Annotated in this window: 14 protein-coding genes; 6 read left to right on the top strand and 8 right to left on the bottom strand. The window is 68.3% G+C overall.

Translation table 11 applies throughout. The annotated features are described in order from the left end of the window. Positions 1-9: 9 nt before the first annotated feature. The 5 genes from AC5P53_RS00295 to rpmB form a co-directional block, all read right to left on the bottom strand. Complete coding sequence (locus AC5P53_RS00295) at positions 10-1,431, bottom strand: FAD/NAD(P)-binding protein (RefSeq protein ID WP_241887612.1); 1,422 nt, start codon at positions 1,429-1,431, stop codon at positions 10-12. 45 nt (positions 1,432-1,476) lie between these two features. Beyond that, positions 1,477-2,895, bottom strand: a complete 1,419-nt coding sequence (gene cls, locus AC5P53_RS00290; protein ID WP_049471149.1) for a cardiolipin synthase — start codon at positions 2,893-2,895, stop codon at positions 1,477-1,479. Between the two features lie 125 nt (positions 2,896-3,020). Then, the gene (locus AC5P53_RS00285; protein ID WP_049442085.1) at positions 3,021-3,269 is read right to left on the bottom strand and encodes a hypothetical protein; all 249 of its coding nucleotides are present in this window, start codon (positions 3,267-3,269) and stop codon (positions 3,021-3,023) included. A 511-nt stretch (positions 3,270-3,780) separates the two neighbouring features. After that, positions 3,781-3,948, bottom strand: a complete 168-nt coding sequence (rpmG, locus tag AC5P53_RS00280; RefSeq protein WP_169411268.1) for a 50S ribosomal protein L33 — start codon at positions 3,946-3,948, stop codon at positions 3,781-3,783. Positions 3,949-3,958: 10 nt separating this feature from the next. Then, positions 3,959-4,195 (bottom strand): 50S ribosomal protein L28, encoded by a 237-nt coding sequence (rpmB, locus tag AC5P53_RS00275; protein ID WP_005411638.1) that lies wholly within the window; start codon positions 4,193-4,195, stop codon positions 3,959-3,961. 280 nt (positions 4,196-4,475) lie between these two features. On the opposite strand from rpmB, the gene AC5P53_RS00270 reads away from it, so the two are divergent. Then, complete coding sequence (locus tag AC5P53_RS00270; protein ID WP_227864164.1) at positions 4,476-5,690, top strand: glycosyltransferase; 1,215 nt, start codon at positions 4,476-4,478, stop codon at positions 5,688-5,690. A gap of 13 nt (positions 5,691-5,703) precedes the next feature. On the opposite strand, the gene dnaQ is transcribed toward AC5P53_RS00270, so the two are convergent. Together dnaQ and AC5P53_RS00260 are read right to left on the bottom strand one after the other, a co-directional pair. Further along, the gene (gene dnaQ, locus AC5P53_RS00265) at positions 5,704-6,213 is read right to left on the bottom strand and encodes a DNA polymerase III subunit epsilon (protein ID WP_014648871.1); all 510 of its coding nucleotides are present in this window, start codon (positions 6,211-6,213) and stop codon (positions 5,704-5,706) included. Between the two features lie 146 nt (positions 6,214-6,359). Continuing rightward, on the bottom strand, positions 6,360-7,253 hold the full coding sequence (locus AC5P53_RS00260; RefSeq protein ID WP_100450805.1) for a LysR family transcriptional regulator: 894 nt from the start codon (positions 7,251-7,253) through the stop codon (positions 6,360-6,362). 108 nt (positions 7,254-7,361) lie between these two features. On the opposite strand from AC5P53_RS00260, the gene AC5P53_RS00255 reads away from it, so the two are divergent. From AC5P53_RS00255 to AC5P53_RS00235, 5 genes are all read left to right on the top strand, one after another. Continuing rightward, positions 7,362-7,751, top strand: coding sequence for a RidA family protein (locus AC5P53_RS00255; protein ID WP_014648873.1), 390 nt, complete (start codon positions 7,362-7,364; stop codon positions 7,749-7,751). Between the two features lie 241 nt (positions 7,752-7,992). Further along, positions 7,993-8,325 carry a hypothetical protein gene (locus tag AC5P53_RS00250; RefSeq protein ID WP_014648874.1) on the top strand — a complete coding sequence of 111 codons (333 nt, stop codon included), beginning with the start codon at positions 7,993-7,995 and terminating at the stop codon, positions 8,323-8,325. 56 nt (positions 8,326-8,381) lie between these two features. Beyond that, a complete protein-coding gene (locus AC5P53_RS00245) occupies positions 8,382-9,635 on the top strand; it encodes a TolC family protein (protein WP_241887611.1) in 1,254 nt (417 codons plus the stop codon). Beyond that, positions 9,632-10,837 (top strand): efflux RND transporter periplasmic adaptor subunit, encoded by a 1,206-nt coding sequence (locus AC5P53_RS00240; RefSeq protein ID WP_032960667.1) that lies wholly within the window; start codon positions 9,632-9,634, stop codon positions 10,835-10,837. Before AC5P53_RS00245 ends, AC5P53_RS00240 begins: the two co-directional genes overlap by 4 nt. A gap of 10 nt (positions 10,838-10,847) precedes the next feature. Continuing rightward, entirely contained in the window at positions 10,848-14,057 is a 3,210-nt protein-coding gene (locus AC5P53_RS00235; RefSeq protein WP_049442091.1) for an efflux RND transporter permease subunit, read from the top strand. 95 nt (positions 14,058-14,152) lie between these two features. Here the strand turns inward: AC5P53_RS00235 and AC5P53_RS00230 are convergent, their stop codons facing one another. Continuing rightward, on the bottom strand, positions 14,153-15,925 hold the full coding sequence (locus AC5P53_RS00230) for a DUF885 domain-containing protein (protein WP_049442093.1): 1,773 nt from the start codon (positions 15,923-15,925) through the stop codon (positions 14,153-14,155). Positions 15,926-16,023 lie beyond the last annotated feature (98 nt).

Raw genomic sequence — 16,023 nt, 5'->3', positions numbered from 1 at the left:
GCCCCCATTTTACGGCATCGCCGTCGCGGCTCCTGCGACCACCTGGGTGGCCAGTGCCTGCGCCTGTTGACGCAGTTCAGGCACCGCCAGGCTTTCCCACAGGCTGCCGATGCGCAGGCTGCCGAGTACGCCCAGCCGCGCCTGCGGCTGGCCACCGGCGGCACGCAGGCGGTCGCCCGGCACCGTGCTGTCCAGACCCAGCCCGTGCGGGCCGGGGCGGGCCAGGCCATCGCTCTGCAGCTGCTGCAGCAAGGGATTGCGCAGCGCGCTGGCGCGGGTTTCCACGCCGGTGGCGTTGATCACGCCGCCGATCGTCCAGTGCTGTTCATTGCCAGACGGAGCGCGGCCAGAAAGCCGCAGCGCTTCGCCTTCGCGGCCGACGCGTTGCAGGCGGGACCGGTGAATACGCAGTTGGCCGCTTTCGATCAGCGCCTGCAGCTGTGCGTCGACCTCTTCGGCGATGCGGTGGCGATGCACGTCCCAGTAGCGCACCACATGGCGCAGGAAGCGGCGCTGGTCGGCCGCGTCGAGGCTGCACCACAGTGCCTGCCCGTGCGGACGGATGCGGTCCATCACCCCCTGCCACGGCAGACCATCGGCCTGCGCCTGGCGCGCGAACCCGCGCAACGCGCGCAGGCGCTGGCGCAGGCTCATCGGCAGCAGCGCAGCCGGGTCGAACGAGGGCAGGCCGCCATGCGCATGCGGCAACGGCAGCAGCCCATGGCGCGAGATCACGTGCAGCGGGCCGGTGTGACCGGCAGCGACCAATGCCAGCACGGTGTCAGCCATGCTCAGGCCGGAGCCGACGATGGCCACGGCCTGCTCACCGGCCAGGGTGCGTATGCCGTCGTAGTCCCAGGCCTCGATCACGTCATCGGCGGGCAGTGCCTCGGCACCGGCTACCGGCAGCGGCCGCATGCTGTTGCCGGTGGCGAGCACTGCCTGTGCGGCGTGCAGCGTCTGGCCATCGCCGAGTGCCAGCTGGTAGCCGTGGTCATCCGGCTGCAGGCCCAGTACCGGCTGCACGATCACCTGCAGCTGTGCCGGGCTGGCCGCGGCGGCCTCCTGCAGGCGCTGCTGCAGGTACGCTGCAAAGTAGTGGCGGCACACGTAACGCTCGCCCAGCACCTCGCGCGCCTCGCCCGGGTAGGCGTTGGCGGCCATCAGGTAGTCGAGGAAATCGCCGGGCTGGTCGGCAAACGCACTCATCTTCGCCGCCGGCACGTTCAGCAGGTGCTCCGGCCACGGCGTGGCATAGGCGATGCCCTGCGCCAGCTGCGAAGCCGGTTCGAAGATGGCCAGCGCCAGCGGCGCCTGGGCCTGGCGCAACACCTGGATCGCCACCAGCACCCCGGCCGCACCACCACCGATGATTGCCAGGTCCAGTTCGCCATTACGCGGTGAATCAGTCATGCGCCGATTGTAGGCCATCGGCGATGACGGGCCGGATTGCCGAAGCGGGCGGTTGCCGCCGTTTCACATCAACGCATCGGCCAGCCGTGCGATGCCTTCGCGGCTGCGCCGCCACGTGGGACGGCTGCGCCACTGCTGCAGGTCCAGCTGCCGCGACTCGCGCAGGTAGCCATCCTCGATCGCGCACAGCTGCTGCACCAGCGCGCGGTCGTAGCAGACCAGGCCGATTTCGGCATTCAGCGCGAACGAGCGGATGTCCATGTTGATCGAGCCGAGCACGGCGATGTCCTCGTCCACGCTCATGTGCTTGGCATGCAGGAACTGCGGCTCGTACAGCGCGATGCGCACGCCACAGCGCAGCAGCTCGTCGTAGTAGGCCTCCTGCGCCCACGACGTCAGCCGCTGGTTGTTGCTGGCCGACAGGATCAGCTGCACCTGCACGCCGGACAAGGCCGCAATGCGCAAGGCGCTGAGCGTGGCTTCGTCGGGCACGAAATACGGGGTGACCATCACCAGCCGGCGCCGCGCCAGGTGGATCAGCGCCGCCACCGCATCGCGTGCGTTGCTGTACGGATAAGCCGGGCCGCTGGGCAGCAGCTGGGTGGCGATGTCGTCACTGCACTCGGGCACATCGGCGATCACGTCCAGGCGCTGGCCGGTTTCCATGTACCAGTCGCTGGCGAAGACCGCTTCCAGATGCGCCACCGCCGGGCCGCGCACGCGCGCCACCAGTTCGCGGTTCGGGTGGCCGGGCACGAACTGCGGGCCGGCCAGGTTCTGCGAACCGACATAGGCCACTTCGTTGTCGATCACCGCGATCTTGCGATGGTTGCGCAGGTCCATGCGCCCGCTGCGGCGCCAGCGCAGGCCACCGGGCAGCATCGCGCGCACTTCGATGTCGCGCGCCTCCAGGCGCTTGCGATAGGCACGCAGGCCGCGCTTGGCGCCCACCGCGTCGAGCAGCACGCGGCACTGCACGCCACGTGCAGCCGCACGCTGCAGGGCCTCGACGATCGCCTCGCCCACCGCGTCGTCGAACATCAGGTAGTACAGCAGGTGCACGCGGTCTTCGGCCTGGTCGATGTCGGCGATCAGCGTGTGCAGTGATTCGTCGTAGTCGGTCAGCAGATCGACGGCGTTGCCGTGCACCGGCATGAAGTCGCCCTGGCGCTGCACCAGCGGCACGATCTCGGCGCTGGCGGTGTCCGGCTGCGGTGTCCAGCGCAGGCGATGCTGCAGCGCCTGTTCCTCGCGGATGACCTGCGAGGCCTCGGCCTGGCGGCGGATGCGCTCGCGCGACAGCCATGGGTGGCCGAACAGCAGGTACAGCGGCAGGCCCAGCAGCGGCACGAAGCCGACCAGCAGCAGCCAGCTGCGCGCCGCCCCCGGCGTGGTGCGGGTGGGAATCCAGCACAGTGCAACCAGCCGGATCAGCCAGTCGATCAGCAGCAGGTACGAACCCAGCAACCACTCGAACAGCATCGTGTCGCCCGTCGGGAGGTGATGGGCCATTCTGCCCACCGGCCCTTGTGGAGTCGAGCCGCGCTCGACGGCCTTCCGGTCCGACCGCACAGCAGCCGAGCGTGGGCTCGGCTCTACAGGATGGCTCAATGCCGCACCGGCACCTCGCACAGCTGCCGCACCGTGTCGGCATGGCGGCGGCCGTTGAGCGCCATGCAGGCGATCGCCTGTGCGGCCCGCTCCAGCTGCGCCTCCGGCAGCGGCGACGGCGCGCCGTTGGCCAGTGCCAGGTGGTGGTCGCACAGCAGCAGCGCCATGCCCTCGATCCCTTGCAGCATGCGCTGCAGGCGCAGCCAGCCCAGTTCCAGGTCCTGCCGGTGTGACGGGGTGTTCATGCAACCTCCTTCAACGGATCTGGCCACCGTGAAGGTGGCGGACGATGCGTGGTTGCAATACCGGGGAACAAGCAACGGAAACCAAACCGGCGGGCACGCGGCCCCCACGCACCGCCCGCCATAAGGCAGAGCGGGTCGCCAGCCGCTGCACACGCAGAGACAGCGGCTGGCGAATTTACCGTTACTCGATTCCTCGGGATTGCAAGCCCGACCGCTGCAACCGCAGCGGCTCACCATCATGGGCACGGCCACGCCCGTCGTTCCAATCGATTTGAACCGTGCGAGGCGCCGGAACCGGTAGGAACAATCACTTATCGCATTCGGCCCTTCGCTCCAGGCATGGCGCCATTGGCGACAGCGTGCGCAGGGACTGCCCAGTGCCGACCAACGGTCGGCACCCACCACCACCACAGCAGCATCGGAATGGTCGGTATCCACCAGGTAAACGCAGGGCATGAAAAAACCCGCCACAAGGGCGGGTTTCTTCGCGGGGACCAGCAATCCGTGCGGATTACTTGATCTTGCCTTCCTTGTACAGGACGTGCTTGCGCACGACCGGATCGTACTTCAGGAATTCCATCTTCCCCGGGGTGTTCTTCTTGTTCTTGTCGGTCGTGTAGAAGTGGCCGGTACCGGCCGAGGAAATCATACGGACCTTATCGCGCTTGCCTGCCATGATGCTTTACTCCTCAGACCTTTTCGCCGCGCGCACGCAGCTCAGCCAGAACGGAATCGATGCCGTTCTTGTCGATGGTGCGCAGTGCATGCGCGGAAACACGAAGCTTGACCCAGCGATTCTCGCTGGCCACCCAGAAACGGCGCTCGTGCAGATTCGGCAGGAAACGACGACGGGTCTTGTTGTTGGCGTGCGAGACGTTGTTACCCGTCTGCACTCGCTTGCCGGAAACCTGGCATACGCGGGACATTGCGCACCTCGATAGTAGTAGTTGTCAGCCCGTAGCCCGGGCGACGGCGGCCTCGATGGTTGCCCACCACACGTCAAGAGAATCAAAGGGTTACGCTGGCGTTGGGCGGCCGGGGACGTGCTCCCGGGAGCGCCGCCCGGTAGAAAACCGGACACAGCGAGCCGCGCATTATGCACGGGTTCAAGCACTTGCGCAAGTTACCCACAGGCGGGGACTGGACAGGCGGGGCGGGGGGACTTCGCCAACCGGCATACTGGCCCGGATCACTGCGGAGCTTTCCATGCGGCTGCTGGCCCTGACCTACGGAACCGAAGGCGATACGCGTCCGCTGGCCATGCTCTGCCATGGGCTGATCAGCGCAGGCCACGCGGTGACACTGCTGGCCGATGGCGGCACCCTGGGCAGCGCGCAGGCTCTGGATGTGCCCCACGCGGCCCTTGAGGGTGACATCCATGACGAAGTGGTCGCCCTTGTCTCGCGGGGCAACGGTGTTGCCGCCGCCAGTACCGGTCTGGCACGGATGGCGCTGCAGCATGTCAGCGGCTGGATGCGCCAGGCCGATGCCGCCGCCGAAGGCTGCGATGCGATTCTGACCGGCGGACTGGCGGCCCTTGTCGGCATGAGCGTGGGCGAACGTCGGGGTCTGCCGGTCATCGGCACCGGCATGATTCCGCTGACCCCGACGCGAGCCTTCCGCTCTCCGTTCCTGCCGCCCGGACGCTCGCCGGGCTGGTTGAACCGGGCCAGTTACGGGTGGGTCAACGGCCTGATCTGGCGCCAGTTCCGTCGGCCGATCAACGCGGCACGCCAGCAACTGGGGCAATCGCCGCGTCGCGCGCTGTGGTCCGGCCTGCCGATGCTCTATGGCATCTCGCCGCAGCTGCTGCCGCCACCGGCGGACTGGCCGGTCGACCACATCGCCTGTGGCCAATGGCGGCTTCCTGATGCGCCCTGGACGCCGCCAGCCGATCTGCAGGCCTTCCTCGATGCCGGGCCGCCGCCGGTCTATCTGGGCTTTGGCAGCATGACCGGATTCGATCGCGAGCGCGTGCTGCCAGCCCTGCTGCAGGCGCTGGCACCGCGCCGGGTGCTGCTGTTTCCAGGGTGGGCCGGATTGCCGACGGGTGCGCTGCCAGCAGATGTGTTCGTGCTCGGCCCGACGCCACACGAAGCACTGTTCCCGCATTGCGCACTCGCCATCCACCATGGTGGCAGCGGCACCACGCATTCGGCCTGCCGCGCCGGCATTCCCTCGCTGGTGATGCCGTTCGCCGCGGATCAGTTCTTCTGGGCCGATCGCCTGTATCGGTTGGGCGTGGCACCGCCACCGTTGTCACCGAAGCGACTGGATGCAGCAACGCTGGCGGCAGCCATCACCTTCGTTGAAACCGACGCAACACGCGCACGCGCGGCGGCCCTGGGCGTGGCGATGGGCCATGAGGACGGGGTGGCCTGTGGCGTGGCGATGATCGAGCGCTGGTTACGGCCGGTGTAACAGCGGCCAGGCCTCAGCGCAGGTGCGGGATCACCTGCGCCAGCAGATGGGCATCCTTGAGCGCGCCGTGCAGGCCGCGCTGGCTGGGAATGCGCAGGCGCTGCAGCACATCGTCCAGCTTGTTGCCCTGGCCGGGCCAGCGCCCGCGCGCCAGCTTCAGGCTACAGGTGATGCGGCAATGCTGGGCCAGCGTGCCGGGAATACCGGACAGACGCAGCTCGTTGTCCAGGAAGCCCACATCGAAGGTGGCGTTGTGCGCGACCATCTCGCTGCCGCGCAGGAAGTCCAGCAGTTCGGCGGCCTTGCTGGAGAACAGCGGCTTGCCCACCAGCATCGCATCACTGATGCCGTGCACGCGCTGTGCGCCCCAGTCGACCCTGCGCTGCGGCTGCAGGTAGGTGTGGAACTGGCGGCCGGTGAGCTGGCCATCGATCAGTTCGACGGCACCGATTTCGATCACCCGGTGCCCCAGGCGGTGGGAGATGCCGGTGGTTTCGGTATCCAGTGCGACGATGCGACTCATGCGTGGCGATGTTTCCTGTTACGTGCTGTGGTGATTTTCGCATGCCGGTAGAGCCGGGCCCACGCTCGGCTGGCGCGCGTAGCGCGGGCTTGGTGATGCCAGAAGCAGCCGAGCGTGGGCTCGGCTCTACAGATGCGCGCGCGCGATCAACCCAACGCCTCCACCACCCAATCGATGAACACCCGCAGCCGCTGGCTCATGTGCCGGTTCGGCGGGAACATCACATGCATCGGCATCGGCGGCAGCTGCCAGTCCGGCAACACCGGCAACAGCTCGCCGCGCGCCACGTGCGGCTCGGCCATGTAGCTGGGCAGCGCCACCACGCCCAACCCCGCCAACGCAGCGGCCAGATAGGCGTTTCCATCATCGAAGCCGACCGTATAGCGGCCCTGCACCTCAACGCGTTCATCGCCGCGCTGTGCAACGAACACGCGTGCGCGGCCACTGCGCGGGCTGAGGAAGCCGACCATGTGGTGGTCGGGTCCTTCCAGCGCGCGCGGATCGGTCGGCAACCCGAAACGCTGCACATAGCCGGGGCTGGCGTGGAAGCCGATCGGCAGCGCCGCCAGCGGCCGCGCCACCAGTGCCGGGTCGGCCGGGGTGCCACCCCGGATCACGCAGTCGACGTTGTCGGCGATGACATCGACCTCGCGGTCACTCACGCCGATGTCCAGCTGGATCTCCGGGTAGCGCGCCTGGAAATCCGGCAACGCCGGCACCAGCCGCAGCCGCGCGTACGGCCCGGGCACATCCACGCGCAGGCGTCCGCGCGGCTGGCTGGCCGCGTCACCCAGCCCGCCTTCCACTTCTTCCAGCTCGGCCAGCAGGCGGGCGATGCGCGGGTAGTAGGCCGCGCCGTCGGCGGTGACGCTGACCCGGCGCGTGGTGCGGTTGAGCAGGCGCAGCCGCAGGTGTGCCTCCAGTTGCTGCACCAGCTGGGTGGCCGTGGTGCGGCTGATCTGCAGGGTCTGCGCGGCGCGGGTGAAGCTGCCGGTTTCCACCACCCGGGCAAAGGCCCGCATCGCCTCGAAACGGTCCATGGCGGGCCATGATTGTTTGGAATTGACAATCAATCTAGGCCGATCATCGCGGTTTATCCAGACAGCGCTGACGGGGAGGATGGCGTTCTCTCCCACGGGATCTTCCCCATGTCACAGCGTGATGTCGTTTTCCCCGCCGGCCGCCAGGCCCTGTACGAGCGCAACCGCTACTCGCCTGCGATCCGTTCCAACGGCTTCCTGTTCGTATCCGGCCAGGTCGGCAGCCGTGAGGACGGCTCGCCCGAGCCAGACTTCGAAACGCAGGTGCGCCGCGCCTTCGAGAATCTCAATGCGGTGTTGGCTGCTGCCGGCTGCACGTTCGATGACGTGATCGACGTGACCGTGTTCCTGGTCGATCCAGAGAAGAACTTTGAGAAGGCCTGGGCAATCGTGCCGGAGTATTGGGGCGAGGCGCCGCACCCGACCCTGACCGGTATCGGCGTGACCTGGCTGTATGGGTTCCAGTTCGAGATCAAGGTGATCGCGAAGCTGCCGTGATACGGGTAGTGCCGGCCGCTGGCCGGCAACGCGGTGGGGTCGAAAAGCGTGTCGACCAAGGTCGACACCTACCAGAGCACATGTGCGCGGCGCACCCGAACGATGTGGTGGGGTCAGAGCCCTTTCCGGAGGAAAGGGATCCGACCCCGCGCCCGGCCCAGCTGAACGGGAGATTCCGACGAATTCCCGAAGCGTCCATTGATATTGTATCCGGCGAAAACCGCTTGCTAGCCTGCCGTCCATGCGCTGGATCACCCGCCACCTCCGTTCGACCCTGCTGATGCTGCTGATGGCGGCATTCGTGGTCGTGCCGGTGGCCGACGCGCTGGCCTGCACGGTGGAACCGCATGCCAGCACGGTGCATGTGGAGTCCGCACCGGATGCCGATGGCGATGCCGACGGCAAGCACGTCGGTGCCTGTGGCCACAACCACTGCCACCACTCCAATCTGAGCCTGCCGGCCAGTACCTTCGCCGCCTTCGGTGCGCCGCTTCCGGCGCGCTGGATGAATGCCGGCGACGCGGCGACCTATGCGGTCGCCCAGGATGAACTGACGCGTCCTCCCCGGGCGTGAGTTGAGCGCGTCCCGCATTCGCGGGCTTCGGTTCCCCTCACCTCCGGAAATTCTTCATGTCGACCCTGACACGTCGGCCGCTGCGTGCGGCCGGGCGGGTCGTCGCCGTGTTGCTGGGCCTGGCCCCGGCGGCATCGGTGATGGCGCAAGCCGCCCCTTCCTACGACACCCTGCTTGAACGCCTGGACCAGCTGCCCGGCACCCGCGTCGGTGCGGCGCTGGCCGAGGCCGCCGACGCGCGCGCCGACCAGGCCCGTGCGTTGCCCAACCCTTCCCTCTCTTACTCCGCCGAAAACGCCTGGGGCACCGGCTCCTATGGCGGCATGGGCAAGGCCGATACCGTGCTCACCCTGTCCCAGCCGCTGGAGGTCTGGGGCCAGCGTGGCGCGCGTGTCCGTGCCGCCCGTGCCGAGGCACAGGCCGCCAACCTGCGTGGTGCCCAACGCCGCAGCGACGTGGCCAGCCAGCTGGCGGTGGTCTATGCACAGGCGGAAAGTGCACTGCGCCGCTACACCCTGGCCGAAGAAGCACTGAGCCTCACCCGCGCTGACGCCAACGCGGTCAACGCGATGGTCAAGCAGGGCCGCGAGCCGCAGCTGCGCGCCGTGCAGGCGCAGAGCGAAGTCGCCAACGCCAGCGCCGCGCTGGATGAGGCGCAGGCCTTCCGCGATGCCGCGCTGGCCCGCCTGGCCGGTGCCGCGCTGCTGGATGCGCCGGTGCAGTCGATCGGCGACAGCCTGCTCGACCGCGCGCCGCCGCTGCCACGCGGTGCCACCGATACCGCGCTGGCGGTGCGCATCGCCGAAGCCGAAGCGGATGCGGCGGGCAAGCTGGTCGACGTGGAGCGCAAGCGCGCCCTGCCCGACCTGAGCGTCACTGCCGCGCAGACCCGCTTCCGCGAGGGGGGCGAGCGCGCCTACAACCTCGGGGTCAGCCTCAGCATCCCGCTGTTCGACCGCAACCGCGGGGGCATCCGCGCCGCCAATGCCGACCAGCGCGCGGCCGAGGCACGCCTGGACCAGCAGCGCCGCGACAGCGAGGCGGCACGCCTCTCCGCGGTGGCCGGTTTGAAGGCCGCCGGCAGCCGTACCCGCGCCGCCGATGAAAGCGTGGTCGCCGCCGAAGAGGCGTATCGCCTGGCCCGCATCGGCTTCGACGCCGGGCGCATCTCGCAGCTGGAACTGCGCAGCACGCGCAGCGCCCTCATCGCCGCCCGCGGCACCGCCGTGGATGCGCGCCTGTCGCGCGTCGCCGCGGAAATCGATCTTGCCCGCCTTGAAGGGCGCGCACCTTTTGTGGAGGTCCCATGACGCTCTCCCGTACTTTCCCGCTGATCGGCGGCGTGCTGCTGGCCGCGCTGCTGGCCGGCTGCGCTGGCAACGCGCAGACACCTGCCAATGAAGACCCGGCTGCGGCCAAGGCCGGCACCGACGATGGCCACGGCCATGCCGCCGACAGCAAGGAGGCCAAGGCCGAATCCGCAAAGGCGCCCGCCGATGGCGATGAGGGTGTCGTGCAGCTGACTCCTGAGCAGATCAAGGCGTCCGGTATCGAAGTGGTCGCGGTCGGTCGTGGTGGCGGTAGCTCCACGCGCCTGTCCGGCCGGGTCGAACCGTCGGTCGGTGCACGCGCCTCGGTGGCGTCGACCGTGACCGGCCGCGTCGAACGCGTGCTGGTCGCACCGGGCACCGCGGTGAAGCAGAACCAGGCACTGGCGATCGTGGTCAGCGGCGAAGCGGCGGTGTTCCGCGCCAATGCGCTGGCCGCCTCGGCCGAAGCCGAGGCCGCGCGCCTGGCCTATGGCCGCGACAAGGCGCTGGTCGACCAGGGCGTGGTCGCCCGCCAGGAGATGGAAGCCTCGCGCGCACGGTCGCTGGCGGCACAGGCCCAGGCCGCTGCCGCGCAGGCCCAGGCCGCTGCCAACGGTGCGCCCGATGCCAGTGGCCGCGTGCGCATCACCAGCCCGGTGGCCGGCATCGTCGGCAACGTGCAGGTCACTCCGGGCGGTGTAGTCGCCGCCGGCAGTGCAGTCGCCGATGTCGCCGACCCGACAATGAACGAGCTGGTGTTCACCGCACCGCCGGCGCTGGCCGCACAGGTCACGCCCGGCATGACGCTGGAAGTGAGCGTGCCGGGTGGCAGCTTCACCGCCACCGTCACCGGTTCGGCCGCCGATGTGCGCCAGCAGGGCGGCGTCGCGGTGATCCGCGCCACCCCGGTGGATGCGTCGCTGCCGCCGGCCGGTTCGCCGGTCTCGGCCGTGGTGGTCACCGAAGGCCAGGACGGTTCGCTCAGCGTCCCGGCCGATGCAGTGCAGAACGTTGATGGCAGCAGCGCGGTGTTTGTCGCCGTCGAAGGTGGCTTCAAGGCGCAGCCGGTGCTGGCCGGGCGCCGTGCCGGTGACCGCATCGAGATCCTCGCTGGGCTGACCGGCAGCGAGCGCATCGTCGGTGCCAATGCCTTCCTGCTCAAGGCCGAGCTGGCCAAGGGCGAAGCCGAGCACGGCCACTGAGGAGGCGACCATGTTCAAGCTGATCATTGAAACAGCGGTGCGCCACCGCTGGCTGGTGGTGTTCATGGCCGCACTGATCGCCGCGGTGGGCCTGTTCCAGCTGGGCAAGCTGCCGATCGACGCGGTGCCGGACATCACCAACCGTCAGGTACAGATCAACACGGTGGCACCGGCGCTGACACCGGAGCAGATCGAGCGGCAGGTGACCTATCCGCTGGAAACCGCGCTGGCCGGCATCCCCGGCCTGACCACCACGCGTTCGCTGTCGCGCAATGGTTTCTCGCAGGTCACCGCGATCTTCACCGATGCCACCGACATCTACTTCGCCCGCCAGCAAGTGGCCGAACGCATGCGCGAGGCATCGGAAGACCTGCCCGATGGTGCATCACCGATGCTGTCGCCGGTCACCACCGGCCTTGGCGAGGTGCTGATGTGGACGGTGGACTTCACCGCGTTCGATCCGGCCAAACTGGCCAAACCCGATGAAGCGGGCTGGCAGGCCGGCGAGGTCTACCGCACACCGGAAGGCAACCTGCTGCGTACGCCCGAAGAACGTGCGACCTACCTGCGCACCGTGCAGGACTGGATCATCGCGCCGCAGATGCGTTCCAGCCCGGGGCTGGCCGGCGTCGATACGGTTGGCGGCTACGTCAAGGAATACGGCGTGCATCCGGACAGCGCCAGACTGGCCGCGCATGGCCTCGGCCTGGCCGACCTGGTCACTGCGCTGCAGCGTTCCAACGTGCAGGCCGGTGCCGGCTTCGTACAGCGTGCCGGCGAGGGCCTGGTGGTACGTGCCGACGGCTTGGCGCTGACCACCGACGACCTGGCACAGGCCCCGGTGGCGACCCGCAATGGCGTGGTGGTACGCGTAGCCGATGTGGCCACGGTGGAACTGAGCCGCGCGCCGCGGCTGGGTGCGGCCAGCCGCAACGGCCATGAAGCCGTGCTGGGCACCGCGCTGATGATTGCCGGTGGCAACAGCCGCACCGTGGCCCAGGCAGCGGCCGCGCGCCTGGAACAGGTAAACAAGTCACTGCCGGCCGACATCGTGGCGGCACCGGTGCTGGACCGCAGCGTGCTGGTCAATTCCACCATCAAGACCGTCGCCAGGAACCTCACCGAGGGCGCGCTGCTGGTGGTGGTGGTGCTGTTCCTGCTGCTGGGCAACCTGCGTGCGGCAACGATCACCGCGCTGGTGATTCCGCTGTCGTTCCTGTTCGCAGTGATCGGCATGAACCGCTTCGGCATCAGTGGCAACCTGATGAGCCTGGGTGCGCTGGACTTCGGCATCCTGGTGGACGGTGCGGTGATCGTGGTCGAGTCGACACTGCTGATGCTGGGCCAGCGCCGCGCCGAACTGGGCCGTGCGCTGACCGCGATGGAACGCCTGCGCGTAGCCGCCGATTCGGCCATTAAGATGGCGCGCCCTGCGGCCTTCGGCCAGCTGATCATCCTGCTGGTGTTCGCGCCGATCCTCACGCTGGAGGGCGTGGAGGGCAAGACGTTCCACCCGATGGCGGCCACGTTCATGCTGGCCCTGGTCGGTGCCTTCCTGTTCTCCTTCACCTTCGTGCCGGCGATGGCCGCGCTGCTGGTGCGCGAGCCCAAGGTGAAGGACGGCGATGCGCACGCGGACGACGGCGAGCACGAAACCAGGCTGATCCGCGTGCTGCGTGCGCGCATCGAACCGGTGGTGCGCAAGGCCGTGGCGCACCCGCGCACGGTGCTGGCCGGTGCGGTGATGATGGTGGTGGTGGGCATCGGCGCGTTCTCGCTGCTGGGCCGCGAGTTCATGCCGACCCTGGATGAAGGCAACGTGGCGATGCAGGCCCTGCGCGTGCCATCGACCTCGCTGGAGCAGTCACTGGCAATGCAGCTGGCGCTGGAAAAGGCGATTGCCAAGCAGCCGGAAGTGGAAACCGTGTTCTCGCGCACCGGTACCGCCGAGGCGGCGATCGACCCGATGCCGACCAACATTTCCGACAGCGTGATCGTGTTGAAGCCACGCAAGGACTGGCCCGATCCGACGCTGGCCAAGGACGCACTGGTGGCGCGCTTCGAGAAACTGGCCGGGCAGCAGCTGGGCAACAGCTTCGAGTTCAGCCAGCCGATCGAGCTGCGCTTCAACGAACTGATTTCCGGCGTGCGTACCGACCTGGCCGTAATGATCTTCGGTGATGACTTCAGCCAGCTGCAGAAGGTGGCCGACCAGGTGGCGTTGAAGCTGCGTGCGGTGGATGGCGCGGCCGACGTGCGGGTAGAACAGATCTCCGGCCTGCCCACGCTCAACGTGGCGATCGACCACGTGGCGGCGGCACAGTACGGGTTGAGCGCTGCAGATGTGAGTGATGCGCTGTCCACCGGCATCGGCGGTACCACGGCCGGCAAGATCTTCGAAGGCGACCGCCGCTTCAACGTGGTGGTGCGCCTGGACGATGCCTCGCGCAACGATCCGGACCAGCTGGCCTCGCTGCCGATCGCCACGCCATCGGGGCTCGTGATTCCGTTGTCGTCGGTGGCGCGCATTACCGTGAGCGAAGGGCCGAACCAGATCAGCCGCAACAACGGCAGCCGCCGCGTGGTGGTGCAGGCCAACGTGCGCGGTCGCGATCTGGGCGGCTTCGTCGGCGAGGCGCAGGCCGCGGTGGCCGACGTGGCGCTGCCGCCGGGCGCCTACCTGACCTGGGGCGGTCAGTTCGAGAACCTGCAGCGCGCGGAGAAGCGGTTGGCAACCGTGGTGCCGGTGGTGTTCCTGCTGATCGGCAGCCTGCTGTTCATGGCCCTGCGCAGCGGCAAGGAAGCCATTCTGGTGTTCAGCTGCGTGCCGTTGGCGCTGGTCGGTGGCATCCTCGCGCTGCTGCTGCGAGGCATGCCGTTCTCGGTATCGGCGGCAGTTGGCTTCATCGCCGTCTCCGGCGTGGCCACGTTGAACGGCCTGGTGCTGATGCAGGCGATCCGCGAACGCCTGGATGCCGGCGACCTGCCGCTGCAGGCGGCGATCAACGGTGCCTCCAGCCGCATCCGCGCGGTGCTGACCACGGCGCTGGTGGCGATCGTCGGCTTCATCCCGATGGCGATTGCCAGCGGTTCCGGTGCGGAGGTGCAGAAGCCGCTGGCCACGGTGGTGATCGGTGGCCTGATCACCGCCACCGTGCTGACCCTGCTGGTGCTGCCGACCTTCGCAGCACGGGTGGCCAAGCCGCGGCCGGTGGGGTGAGGCGAGAGGGGGTCGGAGCCCTTTCCACAGGAAAGGGATCCGACCCCGTGACCGGGTCGGGTTGCCGGCCAGCGGCCGGCACTACCCTCGCACGGTCAGGCCTTCTTGCGCTCGGCGATGTAGGCCTGGATCTGCTGTTCCAACACCGGCAGCGGCACCGAGCCCTGCTTGAGCAGGGTGTCGTGGAAGCCCTTGATGTCGAACTTGTCGCCCAGCTCCTTCTCGGCCTGCGCACGCAGGCGTACGATGGCGATCTCGCCCAGCTTGTAGCTCAGCGCCTGGCCAGGCCAGGAGATGTAGCGGTCCACCTCGGTGGTCACTTCATGCTCGCTCAGCGCGGTGTGGTCACGCAGGTAGGCCAACGCCTGCTCGCGGGTCCAGCCCTTGCTGTGCACGCCGGTGTCGATCACCAGGCGCGCCGCGCGCCACATCTCGTAGGTCAGGCGGCCGAAATCCTCGTATGGGGTTTCGTAGATGCCCATCTCCACGCCCAGCTTCTCGCAGTACAGCGCCCAGCCTTCGCCATAGGCGGAGATGTAGGCGTTGCGGCGGAACTCCGGCAGGTTCTTCTGCTCGGCGGCGATCGCGCCCTGCAGCGAGTGGCCCGGATCGGATTCATGCAGGGTCAGCGCCGGCAGGTTGTACAGCGGGCGCGACGGCAGGTTGTAGGTGTTGAGCCAGTAGGTGCCCATGCCACCGCGGCCGGCCGTCCAGAACGGTGCGATGTCCGGCGGCACCGGCACGATGGTGAAGCGCGCGCGCGGCAACGTCATGTACTTGCCCAGCTGGCCGTCCGCCCGCTTGGAGATCCACGCGGCACGCGACAGCAGCTCTTCCGGTGTCTTTGCATAGAACTGCGGATCGGTACGCAGGAAGGTCAGGAACTCGGCGAAGCTGCCCTTGAACTTCACCTGCTTGATGATGTCGTTCATTTCCTTCTGGATGCGCGCGACCTCATCCAGGCCGATGCGGTGGATCTCGTCCGGCGACAGGTCCAGCGTGGTGTACTCGTGGATCTGCTGCCGGTAGTACGCCTTGCCATCGGGCATCGCTTCGGCGGCCAGGGTGGTACGCGCCTGCGGCACGTACTCGTTGACGAAGAAGGTGCGCAGCTGCTGGAACGCCGGCACCACCTTGCCGCTGATTGCTTCGCGCGCCTGCGCCTGCAGCCTGGCCTGCTCGGCGGCCGGGATGGTGGTGGGCAGCTTCTTGAACGGCGCGTACAGCGGCGACTCGGTCGGGTCCTTCAGCTCGGCGACGGTGGCGATGGACACTTCGCGGCCATCGAGCACCGCGCGCGGCACGCTGAAACCACGCTTCAGGCCGGCGCGCATGTTCTCGGTCTGCTGGCCGAAGTAGCGCGGTACATCATTCAGGCGTGCGATGTAGTTCTGGTAGTCCTGCACGGTCTTCATCTCGCGCCGGGCCATGAAGGACAGGTTGGACCAGAACGAGGAATCGGCGTTGAACGGCATCTCGTAGCCGCGCAGGCGCGTCTCTTCGGCCAGGTTGAACACCTGGTCGTGGTAGATCGCGTAGTTGACCTGGTTGTCGGCCGACAGGGTCTTCGGGTCGATCTTCTTCAGCGCGGCCAGGGTCTCATCCCACACCTTCAGGCGCGCCTGCTGCGCGGCCGGGCCGACGTCGGGCATGCGGGTGGCGTTGGCCGGGGCGTCCTCGTCCTCGCTGGCCTCGCCACCGCCCTGCTGGCGCCACTTCCATTCCTTCTCGTACAGCGCGCGGAAGGCGGCGTCGGCGGGCGATTCAGTGGCCACGCCGGACGGTGCGGCGGTGGCGGGCGGCGCGGCCAGGGCCACGGCAGGGGCGGACAGGGCGATCAGCAGGGCAACGGCAAGACGGGTTTTCACGAGCACAGGTTCCCGGGAAGGCAGACCCCGATCATGGCACCCCCCATCGCCCGTGGCATGGGACGAAGGTCCTGCCTGCGCAGCAGACCGGGGCCCCG

The organism is Stenotrophomonas sp. YJH_SMC_82 (genome assembly GCF_059368875.1).
Note: the sequence above shows the minus strand (reverse complement) of the source record. Positions and strands in the feature narration are given on the sequence as shown.